General features: G+C 69.4%; 10 protein-coding genes. 8 read left to right on the top strand and 2 right to left on the bottom strand.

The features are described 5' to 3' along the window. The 8 genes from ABZ004_RS36865 to ABZ004_RS36830 form a co-directional block, all read left to right on the top strand. The coding region (locus tag ABZ004_RS36865) for a hypothetical protein (RefSeq protein WP_355686394.1) at positions 1-1,370 on the top strand (1,370 nt) is incomplete at its 5' end. After that, complete coding sequence (locus tag ABZ004_RS36860) at positions 1,367-2,584, top strand: hypothetical protein (RefSeq protein ID WP_355686393.1); 1,218 nt, start codon at positions 1,367-1,369, stop codon at positions 2,582-2,584. The genes ABZ004_RS36865 and ABZ004_RS36860, both read left to right, overlap by 4 nt. Beyond that, the gene (locus ABZ004_RS36855; protein WP_355686391.1) at positions 2,581-3,474 is read left to right on the top strand and encodes a sulfotransferase; all 894 of its coding nucleotides are present in this window, start codon (positions 2,581-2,583) and stop codon (positions 3,472-3,474) included. The genes ABZ004_RS36860 and ABZ004_RS36855 overlap by 4 nt, the downstream gene beginning before the upstream one ends. Next, a complete protein-coding gene (locus ABZ004_RS36850) occupies positions 3,471-4,781 on the top strand; it encodes a hypothetical protein (RefSeq protein WP_355686390.1) in 1,311 nt (436 codons plus the stop codon). The genes ABZ004_RS36855 and ABZ004_RS36850 overlap by 4 nt, the downstream gene beginning before the upstream one ends. Then, positions 4,781-5,734 carry a glycosyltransferase family A protein gene (locus tag ABZ004_RS36845; protein ID WP_355686388.1) on the top strand — a complete coding sequence of 318 codons (954 nt, stop codon included), beginning with the start codon at positions 4,781-4,783 and terminating at the stop codon, positions 5,732-5,734. The genes ABZ004_RS36850 and ABZ004_RS36845 overlap by 1 nt, the downstream gene beginning before the upstream one ends. After that, positions 5,731-7,656 (top strand): hypothetical protein, encoded by a 1,926-nt coding sequence (locus tag ABZ004_RS36840; RefSeq protein ID WP_355686387.1) that lies wholly within the window; start codon positions 5,731-5,733, stop codon positions 7,654-7,656. Before ABZ004_RS36845 ends, ABZ004_RS36840 begins: the two co-directional genes overlap by 4 nt. Continuing rightward, positions 7,656-9,257: a lipopolysaccharide biosynthesis protein gene (locus ABZ004_RS36835; protein ID WP_355686386.1), complete on the top strand. Its 1,602-nt coding sequence runs from the start codon at positions 7,656-7,658 to the stop codon at positions 9,255-9,257. Before ABZ004_RS36840 ends, ABZ004_RS36835 begins: the two co-directional genes overlap by 1 nt. Then, the gene (locus tag ABZ004_RS36830) at positions 9,254-10,597 is read left to right on the top strand and encodes a hypothetical protein (protein ID WP_355686384.1); all 1,344 of its coding nucleotides are present in this window, start codon (positions 9,254-9,256) and stop codon (positions 10,595-10,597) included. The genes ABZ004_RS36835 and ABZ004_RS36830 overlap by 4 nt, the downstream gene beginning before the upstream one ends. 70 nt (positions 10,598-10,667) lie before the next feature. Here the strand turns inward: ABZ004_RS36830 and ABZ004_RS36825 are convergent, their stop codons facing one another. Both ABZ004_RS36825 and ABZ004_RS36820 read right to left on the bottom strand, forming a co-directional pair. Then, entirely contained in the window at positions 10,668-11,894 is a 1,227-nt protein-coding gene (locus ABZ004_RS36825) for a hypothetical protein (RefSeq protein ID WP_355686382.1), read from the bottom strand. A gap of 246 nt (positions 11,895-12,140) precedes the next feature. Then, positions 12,141-13,919 carry a hypothetical protein gene (locus tag ABZ004_RS36820; protein ID WP_355686380.1) on the bottom strand — a complete coding sequence of 593 codons (1,779 nt, stop codon included), beginning with the start codon at positions 13,917-13,919 and terminating at the stop codon, positions 12,141-12,143. Positions 13,920-13,921 lie beyond the last annotated feature (2 nt).

Genomic DNA, 13,921 nt, shown 5'->3' with positions numbered 1-13,921 from the left:
GGCCGGGCATGCCCGCGGTCGCCGGGCCACGCAGGCGCCGGCGCTGGGCCACCGGCTGGCCGCTGTCCGTGCTCTTCCTGGGCTTCCCGCTGTGGTGGGTGCTCGGGCTGACCGAGTTCGCCTTCTTCCTGGCCGCGATCCCGATGGCCTGGTCGCTGATCAGCCGGCGCACGATCATCGCGCCACGCGGCTTCGGCTGGTGGCTCGGCTTCCTGGCCGTCGTTCTGGTCAGCGGCACGATGCTCACCACCGACGCGCCGTTCAGCAACCTGAGTCCGCTGGGCAGCACGCTGCTCACGTACACGTTCCGGGTGATCTGGTACGTCGTGGTCACGATCGTCCTGCTGTACGTCGGGAACGCCAGTCAGGCCGAGCTGCCGACCGCCAAGGTGGTCCGGCTGCTGGCCTACATGTTCGTGATCACCGCGTTCGGCGGACTGCTCGGCGTGGTCGTACCGCACCTGGAGTTCAAGTCGTTCCTGGAGCTGGTGCTGCCGCACTCGACAGCGAGCAACCGCTTCGTGCACGCACTGATCCACCCGGCCACCGCCGACATCCAGAGCGTGCTCGGATTCGCCCAGCCACGGCCGCGGGCCCCCTTCTCCTACGCGAACTCGTGGGGATCGAACCTCTCCTTCTATCTGCCGTTCTTCCTCTACTCCTGGTTCGGCCGCGACGCCGGCTGGCGCAAGCTCGCCGCTGTGCCGGTGCTGATCGTCGCCGCCATCCCGGTCGTCTACTCGCTGAACCGCGGCCTGTGGGGCGTCCTGGTGATCGGCATGCTGTACGCCGTGGTGCAGGTGATCCGGCTGCGCGGCTTCAACGCCGTCGCCTGGCTGGCCCCGGTCGGCGTGCTGATGGTGATCGGTGCCCTGCTGTCGCCGCTGCCGACGATGGTCAGCGAACGGTTCGCCCACCAGCACAGCAACGAGCGTCGCGGCGAACTCGCGATCAAGACGATCGAGTCGACGATCAAGGGCTCGCCGCTGATCGGTTTCGGCAACACCCGTGACGTGGAAGGTAGTTTCGGCTCGATCGCCGGTGGCGCCACCCTCGGCTGCCCGGCCTGCGCGGTGCCGCCGTTCGGCACCCAGGGACACGTCTGGCTGCTGATCTTCGCCCAGGGGCTGCTCGGCACGATAGTCTTCCTGACCTTCTTCCTGATCCGGTTCGCGCGACACGTGCGCAGCCGGGATCCGGTGGCGATGATCGGGGTGGCCCTGATCATCTTCTTCCTGATCGAGATCTTCGTCTACGACACCTTGGGCTCACCACTGTTCACCTTGATGATCGCGCTCGCGCTGATGTGGCGCGCCGAACGCGAGCGCCAGCTCGCCCCGCGCCCCGCTGAGGATCTGGTGGCCCGATGAGCGTCGAGCGTTTGCTCAGCACCGTCGAACGCCTCTGGCCGGGACACGACGTCGCGCTGGTGCAGAACCGGCGTCGGGACAAGTCTGCCCGCGAGCTGATCTTCGTTCCGTCGCAGGCTTCTCCGCGACTGCTCGTGCCGGCCGGCAAGCCTTCGGCCGCCGCGAGTGGCTTGCGCCGGTTCAGTACTGCCCTGTCCAGCAAGGAAAGGGCGATCCGTCTGGTCGGCTCGCTCGCCCTGCGGGCGGGTGCGGAAGGCCTGCTCACCGATCGCGTCCGGATGACGCCGCGACCGGGTGCCGAGCCGTCGATCGAGCAGCACCTGTCCGAGGTGCTCGGCACCGAGGTCTTGGTCGGGCTCGGGGTCGGCTCCTTACGCGCCAACCAGAAGCCGATCCTGCAGGTCTTCGACCGGCGTGGCCGCTGTATCGCCTATGTGAAGGTCGGCGACTCCGAGCTGACCGCTGGGTTGGTCCAGCAAGAAGGTGGCGCCCTGGCCGAGCTGACCAAGAAGGACTGGCGTCTGCTGGAGCTGCCCGCACTGCTGCACCTGGGCAACTGGCAAGGGCTTGAGCTGCTGGTGATCTCCGCACTCGACACAGCAGTACGTCCTTCAAGCGGTCCGCTGTTGCAGCCGCCGCTGGCTGCCCTGGACGAGTTGTACGACCGCTTCGACGAGGGTACGGCGGCACTCGGTCAAACGCCTTACTGGCAAGAGCTGCTCGACACTGTGGAGCAGGTAGAAGACGAGCGGCTGCGTACGGCGTACAGGGAAGCTCTGGAGCGCGTCGGTGAGAGCTGCGGGGACGATGTAGTTCGGCTCACTGCATGGCATGGGGACTTTGCTCCGTGGAACCTCAGTACCCGTGGCGGTCGCGTGCAGCTGTGGGACTGGGAGCGCTTCGCCACCGGCGTACCGGCTGGGCTGGACCGGGTGCACTACGTGCTGCACACCAGTACGCGGGCACATGGATTCTCGGCCGAGGTGATCGACACTGCATTGGCCAGTCCGTTCACGCATCACCCGTCTTGTTCTGCGGAAGAGCAGGAGCTCGTGAGCGTGCTCTACCTCGCGTCCATCACGGCGCGATATCTGCTCGGTAGCCAGGGAGATCAGGGCGAAGTCATCCGCCCGACCCTCGAGACCGTCCTAGAGGCACTGACCAAGCACAGTCGGCGGCTGTCCGCGCCGACTCCGAAGGGGGCCCCTCAATGAGCAGCAAGCGCACCGCAGTACTGCGTTCTACCCGGGACGTGCTGCCCGACGGGACGCAGGACGCGATCCGCAGGGCCACCAGGGCCGTCGGCCGGGCCACGGCGGGTGTGCGGATGCTGCCGGACTTCATCGTCGCCGGCGCCCAGCGCTGCGGTACGACCACCCTCTACCGGCTGCTGGTCGAGCACCCGGCGATCGTGCGGCCCCTGTTCCACAAGGGGATCGGGTACTTCGACGTCGGCTACGACAACCCCTGGTCCTGGTACCACGGGCACTTCCCGGTCGCCCCGGTCGCCGCCGCCCGGACCCGCAAGGTCGGCAAGCCGATGACGTTCGACAGCAGCGGCTACTACATGTTCCACCCGCTCGCCGCGGACCGGATCGCCAAGCACCTGCCCGACGTGAAGGTCGTGACGCTGGTCCGCGACCCGGTCGAGCGCGCGTTCTCGGCGTACAAGCACGAGCTGGCCCGGGGCTTCGAGACCGAGGACTTCGAGACCGCGCTGGCGCTGGAGGACGAGCGGCTCGCCGGCGAGGTCGAGCGGATGCACGCCGACCCGTCGTACCAGAGCTTCCACCACCGCCACCACGCGTATGTCGGCCGCGGCCAGTACGCCGAGCAGATCGTCCGGCTGCAGCAGGCGCTGTCGCCGGAGCAGGTCTTCGTGATCGACGCGAACCGTTTCTTCGACCAGCCGGTGGAGCAGTTCGCCCGGCTGCAGGAGTGGCTCGGCCTGCCGGTGCACAACCCGGCGAAGGTCGAGCAGGCGAACGCACGGCCGAGCAAGCCGATGCCGGACGCGCTGCGCGAGCGGCTGCTGGCCGGATTCGAGACCTCCGACACGGAGCTGACCAAGCTCCTCGGCATGCCCCCGAGCTGGCGCGGATGAAGCCCGGCCGTCCGGCGCGCGTCGACGCCATCGAGCTGTCCGCCTACCTGCGTGCCATTCGCAGGGGGTCGGTGGCCGTTGTCGTCTGCGCGCTGGTCGGCGCGATCGCCGGTGTCGGCTGGATGATCCGTACGCCGAAGGTGTACTCCTCTACTTCGGCAGTACTGGTCTCGGACGTGCCGCTCTACCTGGCCCGCAAGGGTGAGCGCGGCGCGAAGTGGTTCACCATCGACACCGAGGCGTCCCGGCTGGTCTCCGAGCCGGTCCTGGACGCGACCCGGAAGGCGACCGGTGAGCTGAACATCCGGGCGCACGTGCACCTGGCCGCCGTACCGACCACCAAGGTCCTTAAGGTGACGTACCAGTCCACCGACAAGGTCGCAGCCCAGCGGGGCGCGGCCACGATGACCCAGACCTACCTGCAGTTGCGTCGCGCCGACCTCGAGAAGCGCCGCGACGACCGGGTCGAACTGATCGGTCAGCAGATCGCCACCCTGAACGCGCGGCTGGACGAGACCGTGGTCAAGGGCAAGGCCAGCGCCGGCAAGATCGCCGAGCAGCGGGCCAGCCGGGCGGCGATCATCCAGCAGATCGCGGCCCGCCAGACCGAGTCCCGGCAGGTCCGGACCACCAGCGCCTACCCGGGCCAGGTGCTCCGGATCGGTGGCACCACCCAGCCCCGGCGGATCAACCCGTTCGTCCCACCGGTCGACGGCCTCGTCCTGGGTGGACTCGCGGGGCTGCTGGTGGCCTACATCCGCTCGAGCCGGCTGGGCCGTGCCTCGGACGTCTCCCGGCTGGTGCCGGGCCGGTCCGTGGTGACGCTGCCGAAGCACTGGATCGGGCCGCCCGGCGTACGGGTGCACACCTGGGACCCGATCACCATCGGCGTGCTGGGGATCGGCGCCGGCACGGTGATGGTGGCGCCGCCCGACGACCAGCCGGGCGAGGCCGAGCGGTCGGCGGCGGACCAGTTGTCCGCGGCGCTGCGCTCCCACGGCCGCGAGTCACGGGTCGTGGACCAGTCCGTCCTGCCGGCCGACGCGATCCCCGCACTCGACCCACACCAGGCCAGCACCGTGCTGGTCACCGGGGAAGGCGTCAACAGCGAGCCCGGCTCGGTGCTGGCCGCCCTGACCAAGAACGTCGTACTGATCGTCACCCCGAAAACCCGGCAGCGCGCGCTGATCAACGCCGTGCACCGGGCGGGCGAGGTCGGCGCGGAAGTCCAAGGAGTTGTCCTGCTGACCCGTTTCGCCCGGCCGGGCGGCCGGTTCATGCCTGCAGTGCTGAGAAGGAGCACCTGATGAGTACTTCACCCGTGCCGGACGGTACGGCGGTCCCGACGGTGAGCGTCGTGGTCGCGACCCGGAACCGGCCCGAGCTGCTCCGCAAGGCACTCGGCTCGATCGCCGCCCAGGACTACCCGGGCGCGGTGGAGATGGTGGTCGTCTACGACCAGAGCGAGCCCGAGACCGGCCTGGCCGAGGACCTCGCGCTGACCGGGCAAGCGGGCGAGCGGACGCTGACGGTGATCACCAACACCCGGACCCCGGGGTTGCCCGGCGGCCGCAACAGCGGGGTCAGCGGTTCGGTCGGTGAGCTGCTCGCCTTCTGCGACGACGACGACTCCTGGAAGCCGGAGAAGCTCAGTACCCAGGTGGCGATGCTGCTCGAGACCGGCGCGGGCCTGTCGGTCTGCGGGATCGAGATCGAGATCGGCGACCAGCGGCACGTCCGGGTACCGACCCCGGCCGACGTGACGGTGGCCGAACTGGCCCGCCGCCGGGTGATGGAGGCGCATCCGTCCACGGTGCTGGTACGCCGGACCGCGTTCGACCGGATCGGCTGGGTCGACGAGGATCTCCCCGGCGGCTACGCCGAGGACTACGACTGGATGCTCCGGGCGCTGGCCGCGGAGAAGGTGGCGGTGGTCAGCAAGCCGCTGGTCGAGGTGCTCTGGCACCCCGGCTCCTTCTATACCGCGCGCTGGGCGGTCATCATCGAAGCGTTGGACTATATGGTCTCCAAGCATGCCGTGATCAGGGACAGCCCGCGGGGACTGGCCCGGATCTACGGTCAGAAGGCGGTGGCGTACGCAGCGTTGCGGCGCCGCTCGGACTCATCGCGGTGGGCTCTGCGAGCTCTCCGTCTGGCACCGAGTGAGAAGCGCGGATATCTCGCGCTGGCGATCGCATCTGGGGTCGTGCCGGCGAACAGAGTTCTGCAATGGGCGAATGCGAGAGGGCGGGGAATATGAGCAGCACACAGACAGCTCCGGGGGCGGAGACGAGCCAGCAGATGCTGGCCAGCCGGTTCAGCTGGATCGGCCTGGTCCGCCGGCTGCCGATCGTCGCACTGCTGCTGGTGATCGGCGCCGGGCTGGGCTATCTCGCCTCGACCCAGCAGCCGGCCACCTACACGGCGACCGCGACCGTGCTGGTCCAGCCGGCCGCCGGTAACCCGTACGCCCCCGGCGATCGGGGCCAGAACCTGGCGAACCTCGGCACCGAGGCCCAGCTGGTCAGCTCGGACGCGGTCGCCCAGCTCGCCAAGACCGCACTGCGCAGCAACGCCTCGGTCGCCGCCCTGGTGGAGCAGCTCAGCGTGAACAATCCGCCGAACTCGCAGGTCATCGAGATCGGCTACAGCGACATCACCCCGGTGGCCGCGCGCAACGGTGCGAACGCCTTCGCCAACGCCTACCTGGTCGCCCGCGAACGGCGCGCTGCTCAGTCGGTGCAGGCCCAGATCAACAACCTGACCAACGCCCTCAAGGCGAACCAGTCGGCGCTCCAGCGCAACGTCAACGCGCTCTCCAAGACCGCCGCCGGGACGCCCGCCCGGGCGCTGGCCCAGCAGCGGGTGGACGCGGCGACCGCCGAGGCCTCCAAGCTGGAGAGCCAGATCAGCGACCTGCGGCTGTTCCAGGGTGATCCTGGCCAGGTGCTGTCGCCGGCCACGGTGCCGACCGGTGCCGCCGGTCTGCCGGGCTGGATCATGCCGGTCGCCGGTGCCGGACTCGGCCTGCTGCTCGGTCTGGTGTTCGCCATCTGGCGTTCGCTGAACGACCGCAAGCTGCGCACCCCGGACGACGTCAAGGCGATGGGGTACCCGGTGCTGAGCACGGTCACCACGACGACCGTGACGCGCCCGGAGCTGCTGCTGTCCGACGTGAACGCCGAGCTGCCCGACGGAGCCCGGTTGCTGCGCAGTGTTCTCGGCGTGACGAGTCCGGACGGTGGCGCGGTGCTGCTCGTTCCGGCGAGTGCCGTCGAGTCGCACACCACCACTCCCCTGGTGCTGGCGGCCGCGCTGGCCCGGTCCGACCAGAGCGTGACGCTGGTCGACACCGACGGCGAGCTCACCGAGGCGACCCAGCTGACCAAGCTCAAGGGGCTGGCCGAGGTGCTGATGGACGGCGCCCAGCCGTACGAGGTGGCCAAGGAGTACCAGCCGGGCCTTCGCTTCGTCGCGGCCGGCCTGCGGCACACGGGCTCGGTGGACAAGCTGTCCTCGCCGCAGATGCGGGGCTTCCTCGACATGCTGATCCCCGGTTGCCGCTGGCTGCTGGTGGCCGGGCCGCTGGCTTCGGCGCCGGAGACCCTGACGCTGGCCGACCTGTGCACCGACGTGGTGATCCTGGTCAGCCTCGGGCACACCACCACGGTCGAGCTCCAGCGCGCGGCCGAGGCGGTCACCCGGGGTGGCGCCAGGCTGGCCGGCATCGTGCTCGACACGCCGGAGAAGCAGGGCCTGCTGCACCGCTCGAAGCACGCCGAGACGGCTGAGACTTCGGTCCCGGCTCCGGTCGCCCCCAAGCCGATGCCGGACACCGCTCCGGTGGAGTCGCCGTTGGTCGCCGGGCCCGCCGAGGGCCTGGTTCCCGCGCCGAAGGCCCGGCGGGCGGTGGCCGCGGTGGACGCGCGGACCGAGGAGATCCCGAAGATCGACGCTCCGCTGAACGGCTCGGCCAAGACCGAGTCCGTGAACGGGCACAGCGCCGGTGCGGAGAAGAACGGCGCCAACGGTCATCTGACCAGCGGCACGCCGATCGGGCCGAAGCCGTTGCCGGCCGACGCCCCCGCCACGCCGGCCCCGACGCCGTGGTTCACCGAGTCCGGCGACGACGCCGGCAACGGTGACGAGACCGACTTCGCCCAGTCCCGGAGAATGATGTAGTGGCCGTTCCGCTGTCCGAGACGACCGACGCACCACCGGCCAGCCTGACCAAGATCGCCCGCGGCGGTTCGGCCAATCTGGTCGGCACCGCCGGCGGTGCGCTGCTGACCCTGCTGCTGACCTGGGTGGTCACCCGCTCCACCGAGGCGACTACGGCCGGTGGGCTGTTCGCGCTGACCTCGGTGTTCCTGATCGTGGCGGCGATCGCCGAGCTCGGCTCGGATGTCTCGCTGTCGAAGTTCCTGCCACACTTCCTGGTCGAGGACCGGCTGGCCGACGCCCGCACCACGGTCCGGTTCGCCGCCCTGGTCTCGTTCGCCGGCGGCAGCCTGATCGCCGTCGTCCTGATCGCCCTGCAGAGCCAGGTCGCGCGGATGGTGCTCGGCGAGGCCGATCCCAGCGCGAAGCGGGCGGTCGTCGTACTGGCGTTCTGTATCCCGCTGGCCGCCGTGATGAACACCGCGCTGTCGGCGACCCGTGGGTTGTCCACGATCCGGCCGACCGTTCTGGTCGACAAGATCGGCCGGGCCTTGCTGCAGGTCGGTTGCATCCTGGTCGCCGTCGCGGCCGATTCGGGCCTCGGTGGGCTCACCTTCGCCTGGGCCGCGCCGTACTTCGTGGGCGCGGTCGTCGCGGTCACCTGGTACGAGCGGATCGAGCACCGGCTGATCAGCAGGCGCGGACTCGGCCGGGCGGCGTCGAGCCGCAAGGACCTGTGGCGCGAGTACGCCGTCTACACCTGGCCGCGGGTGATCTCGCGGATCAGCCAGAGCATCCTGCAGCGCGCCGACATCGTGCTGATCGCCGCGTTCCGTTCCCCGGCCGAGGCCGCGGTCTACACGGTCGCGACCCGGTTGTTCGTGATCGGGCAGCTGGGGACGCAGGCGATCCAGCAGGTGGCCGCACCGCACACTAGCGCGTTGCTCTCGTCCGGTGACCACAAGGCGACCAAGCGGGTCTTCCAGACCATCACCGCCTGGACGATGTCGCTCACCTGGCCGTTCTTCCTTGCCTGCTTGGCACTTGCGCCGATGCTGCTGCACCTGTTCGGCGGGTCGACGTACCGCAGCGGGCACGGCGTGGTCGTCGTACTGGCCATCGCCGCACTGCTCGCGGCGGCCGGTGGACCGGTCGACCTGATCCTGCTGATGGCCGGCCGGAGCGGACTCAGCCTGGTCAACAGCCTGGTCGCGCTCGGCGTCAACCTCGGCCTGAACCTGCTGCTGATCCCGCACCTCGGCATCATCGGTGCGGCCATCGCCTGGGCCGCGGCGATTGTTGTCCGCAACGTGCTCGGCATGGTGCAGGTGATCAACAACCTGCACTGGCTACCGTTCAGCAAGCTGTCGGTGTACGTCGGTGCGCTCGCGCTGGCCTGCTTCGCAGTACCTGCCCAACTGCTCCAACTCGCCGGAGATCCTTCTGACGGGGTGCTCGTGGTGGTGCTGGCAGTGGGGGCCGTCGCTTACCTCGGGGCGTTGTACAAGTTGCGCGACCAACTCGCGCTGACGGCGTTCACCGCGATGCTGCGGCGACGCCGGACCCCAGACCTGGCCGGCACCACACCGGCCGCTGAAGTGAAGCCGGTAGAGACGTCATGACCGCTAGCTCCTCCTCGCTGTCCCCCACCCTGTCCACTGTGCTGCACTCCAGTGGGGTGCGGTCGGCGGTGGCGTTGCTGGCCTTTGCCGTCGTCGGGGTGACGGGATGTGCGCAGGCGGAGCCATTGGCCGCACCAGGGACCACCGGACCGTCCAACACGGGCGGTCTGGTGTTGTCCACGGGGTTCTCCGACGCCAGCCAGCTGGGCCGCTCGGCGCCGACCGGGATCCGGACCAGCTTCGGGCCGGTCGTCACCTCGGCCGGACAGAACCTGGTCGGCGTGGTGCGGCTGGCGGCCGGCGAGCAGCACTCGCTGGCCCTGGGCCACGACGGGCGGGTGCTGGCCTGGGGGGCCAACGACGACGGGCAACTGGGCAACGGCAGTCGTGGGCCCTCGGCCACCCCCGCGTATGTGCGGGCGCCGGACGGCGCACCCGGGCAGTTGACCGGCGTCACCGACATCGCGGCCGACTCGAACACTTCCGTTGCCCTGCGCAAGGACGGCACCGTGGTGGTCTGGGGCCGGGACAATTCCGGCCAGCGCGGCAATGCCGACATCACTCCGGATCCGCTCACCCCCAGCGTCGTGCTGAACCCTTCCGGGACCGGCCCGCTGACCGGCGTACGGGCGATCTCGGTCGATGGTGGCAGTGAGCTGGCGCTGACCGATCAGGGGACCGTGCTGGGCTGGGGAGACAACACGTACGGCCAGCTCGGGTCGTCGGCTCCGGCCGTGGCGAAGCTGCCGGTGGCCATCACCGGAGCAGGGCGAGCGCCGCTGACCGGCGTACGGGCGATCGCCATCGGTGGGCAGCATTCCGTTGCCCTGCTGGGCGATGGGCGCGTCGTCGCCTGGGGACGCAACGAGGTCAACCAGCTCGGCGACGGGACCACCACCGGGCGGAACATCCCGCGCGAGGTGCTGGTCGCGCCGGGTAAACCACTGATGGGCGCGACCGAGATCTCGTCGGCGGAGAAGCACACGCTGGCGTTGCTGAAGGACGGCACCGTGGTCGGCTGGGGCCGCAACAACGGCGGTCAGCTCGGCGACGGCACCTTGAAGACACGGGCGTTCGCGACCCAGGTCCGCGGCCGCGGCAAGGACCCGAAACTCGTCGGCGTGCAGCATGTGGTGGCCGGCGAGGGGTACAGCGTCGCGGTGCTGACGAACGGCACGATCATGACCTGGGGCGCCAACGGGCGTGGCCAGCTGGCCACCGGCGACCGGTCCGACCGGAGCAAGCCCGGGCCGGTCACCGTCGAGAACGGCGTACCGCCGCCGAGCTGGGTGACCGCGATCGGCGCCGGCCGCCGGCACCTGCTGATCGCCTTGCGGTAAAGACTCCGATCGGCTTCTGGTGAAGGCCTGATCGGCTTGTGGTGAAGGCCTGATCGGCTTGTGGTAAAGGCTATTTGGCCTTCTTCGGGACGGCCGGCGGCTTCAGCGGCAGGGAGTCCAGCACCTTGCGGAGGATCTTGACCGAGGGGTCCTCCGGCGCGAGCAGGGTCTCGCCGACGGTGCCGAACTCGGTCTCGTTCCAGTAGACGAGTGCCTTCACCTCGGGGTACGGCTTCAGCTGGGCCGGGATGGCCCCGAAGATCGCGCTCCGCTTGGTCTCGCCCAGCTTGCGGTCGACACCCCACTCGCCGAGCATGATCGGCTTGCCGGGATGCTTCGTGGTCGCCCAGGTGTAGAAGCCCGGCCACTTCGGGAAGTCCTCGGCGGTCCGGTTGACGGCCCGGCCGATGCCACTGCCCCAGACCGGGTTCTCGCTGAAGATGTACGGATCCTCGGCGATCCAGTCGACCACGTCGTCACCGGGGTACAGGTCCTCGAACCAGGGCTGCGAGCCCCAGTGCGGCGTACCCATGTAGTTCATCACGTAGATCGCGTTGGTCACGCCGTTGGACCGCATCCGCTCGACCACGTGCCGGTACATGCCGGCGAAGTCCTTGGCGGTCATCCCGGAGCCCGCCTTCGGAACAACTTCCTCCTCGGGCTCGTGGTGGATCACCAGGAAGAACTTCTCCGGGAAGGTCGACTTCAGGTAGCTGGCCTCGGCGTCGATGGCCCCGTCGACGACCTTGTCGCCGGCCGCCACCTCGGCCCAGGTCCGGCCCATCTCGGGCTTCCAGTTGAGCAGCAGCATCCGCTTCTTGCCTGGTTCGCGGGCGCGCTTGATCATGTTGGAGCTCGGGAACAGGCCCGGGCTGGAGTTGTAGTAGTGCGCGATGTCGACGGGCTGACCGATCACCTGCTCGAAGTCGGGCAGTGCCTCGTCCCAGGTCTCGTTGCCGATCGGGTTCGCCGCCGCGCCGAACCAGACGCCGCATTTGGGGACCAGGAGGTCGGTCACGCCGCAGCCGGGCGTGGGAGTCGGCGTACCAGGCGTGCCTGGGGTTCCGGGCGTTCCCGGTGTTCCTGGGGTGCCGGGTGTGCCAGGGGTTCCCGGCGTACCGGGGGTGCCTGGTGGGCCCGACGGGGTCGCGGTGGGCACGATTGCGCCACTTTCTGACTTGCCATCGTCGTCGGACACCAGGGCGGTGCTGACCAGACCGACAGCGATCGCTCCGGCGGTCACCGCGGCTGTCATCAGCCAGCGGTTCCAGCCTCGCCCCCTGCTCGGCTCGTTCATCACTGCATGCTACTGCCCGCTACGCAGAATCAGCGCGATTGACGTGGTAACCGGTGTCCCGCGGGGCGAGAGGGGGCGGGTCGCCCCGCGGGATCCGGTTCTCCACGGTGCCTGAACCCTTGGGGGAAGGGTTCTAGCACCTCCCGGACCGCCGGCCCCTCGGGGGTTGGGCCGGCTCCCGGTTCCCAGGCCTCGGCCCGGGGGTTCGTGGGGGTGCCGGAGCAGGGTCCGGCACCCCTGCGAGGGCTAGTTCAGGCGGCGGGCCAGGGGGCCGTTGTCCAGCACCTGCTGGGCGGTGGACCTGGCTGCGCTCGACGAGTCCAGCCTGGTCAGGCCGACCGGGTCGAACTTCGTCTCGTTCCAGTACACGAGCGCCTTGAGCGCCGGCAGCTTCGCCAGTCCCTCGTCGACCGTGTTCAGGATGTCCGCCTTCGTCTTGCCGAAGGTGAGCTGCTCGTTGACGCCCCACTCGCCCAGCATGATCGGCTTACCCGGGTGCTTCGTCGTCGCCCAGGTGTAGAAGCCCGGCCAGTTCGGGTAGGTGTAGGTGTCCTTGCGGTTGACCGCGTTGGCGAAGTCGGTCCACCAGTCCTTGGAGTTCCCGAAGATGTACGGGTCCTCCGCGATCCAGTCGACGACGTCGTCACCGGGGTAGAGATCGGCGAACCAGGACTGCGAGCCCCAGTGCGGCGTACCCATGTAGTTCATCACGAAGACCGCGTTGGTGACGCCGTTGGCCTTCAGCCGCAGAGCCACGTGCCGGTACATCGCCCGATAGTCCTTGGCCGTCATCCCCGACCCGGCGGCCGGCCTGACCTCGTCCTCCGGCTCGTGGTGGATCCCGAGGAAGAACTTCTCCGGGAAGGTCGTCTTCAGGTACTTGGCCTCGGCATCGATCGCCGCGTCCACTGCCGGGTCACCGGCCGCCACCTGGGCCCAGGTACGGCCCATCTCCGGCTTCCAGTTCAGCAGCAGGATCCGCTTCTTGCCGGGTTCACGGGCGCGCTTGATCATGTCCGCGCTCGGGAACACCTTCGGGCTGGAGTTGTAGTAGTGCGCGATGTCGACCGTGCGGCCGATCGTGGACTCGAACGCCGGCAGGGCGGCATCCCACGACTCGCTGCCCAGCGGGTTCGCGGCGGCCCCGAACCAGGCGCCGCAGGACGGCACCAGCAGGGCGGAGACCGAACAGCCCGGACCGGCGGTGGGGGTGGAGGTCGGCGTGGACGTCGGCGCCGTGGTGGGCTTCGTCGGAGCCGTGGTCGGCTGCGTCGGCGCGGTCGTCGGCTTCGTCGGGACACCCGTCGGGGTAGTGGTCGGTTTGGTCGGCAGCTTCGTCGGCGCGACGGTGGGCATGGACGGCGTCGGGCCGTCACTGTCGCGCAGGTAGCTGATCTCCAGCTTCGACTCGCTGCGGCCGGACTCACGCGAACCGAAGACGGCGTAGTTGCTGCCTTCGGGCTGAGCCAGGACCAGGTTCAGTACGCCGGCCTCGGTCACCGCGGCCGACACGTCGATCCGCAGCTCCGCCGACTTGCCGTCGTCGGCCACGGTCGCGATCGGCGTACCAGCGGCCTTCGGTGCGGTCGCGTAGCTGACACTCTCGGCCCAGCCACCCGGCCCGGTGGCGGCCATGATGGTGCCCGGAGTGCCGGGGGTCAGCCGGTGCAGTACCAGCGTCGCCTTGCGGTTGATCCCTGCGGCGACGGGGGGCACGGTGTACCGCAGCAGGATCGATGCCTCACTCTTCCTCGCCACCAGCCGCGACGACCAGCCATGACGCTGGGTGCTCGACTTGCTGGAGACGTAGGCGTCGGCGTTGGCCGACAACTCGACGGGGTCCGGGAGCTTGGTCGGCTTGTTGAGCGCCGCTACGCCCAGCCCGGTGGTACCCAGCAGGATCGCGATCGCTGCGACGATCGGGATCAGTGTTCTCCGGCCTGCTTTGGCGACCGGTTCATTCAGTACGTCGGAGGGAACGGCAGCACGATGTCGTGCATACCTACGGGAGATTTCATCCCGCATGG

It is taken from the genome of Kribbella sp. NPDC006257, assembly GCF_040613535.1.
Taxonomy (GTDB): Bacteria; Actinomycetota; Actinomycetes; order Propionibacteriales; family Kribbellaceae; genus Kribbella.
The sequence above is the reverse complement of the archived record's forward strand: the minus strand, read 5'-3'. Positions and strand labels throughout refer to the sequence as shown.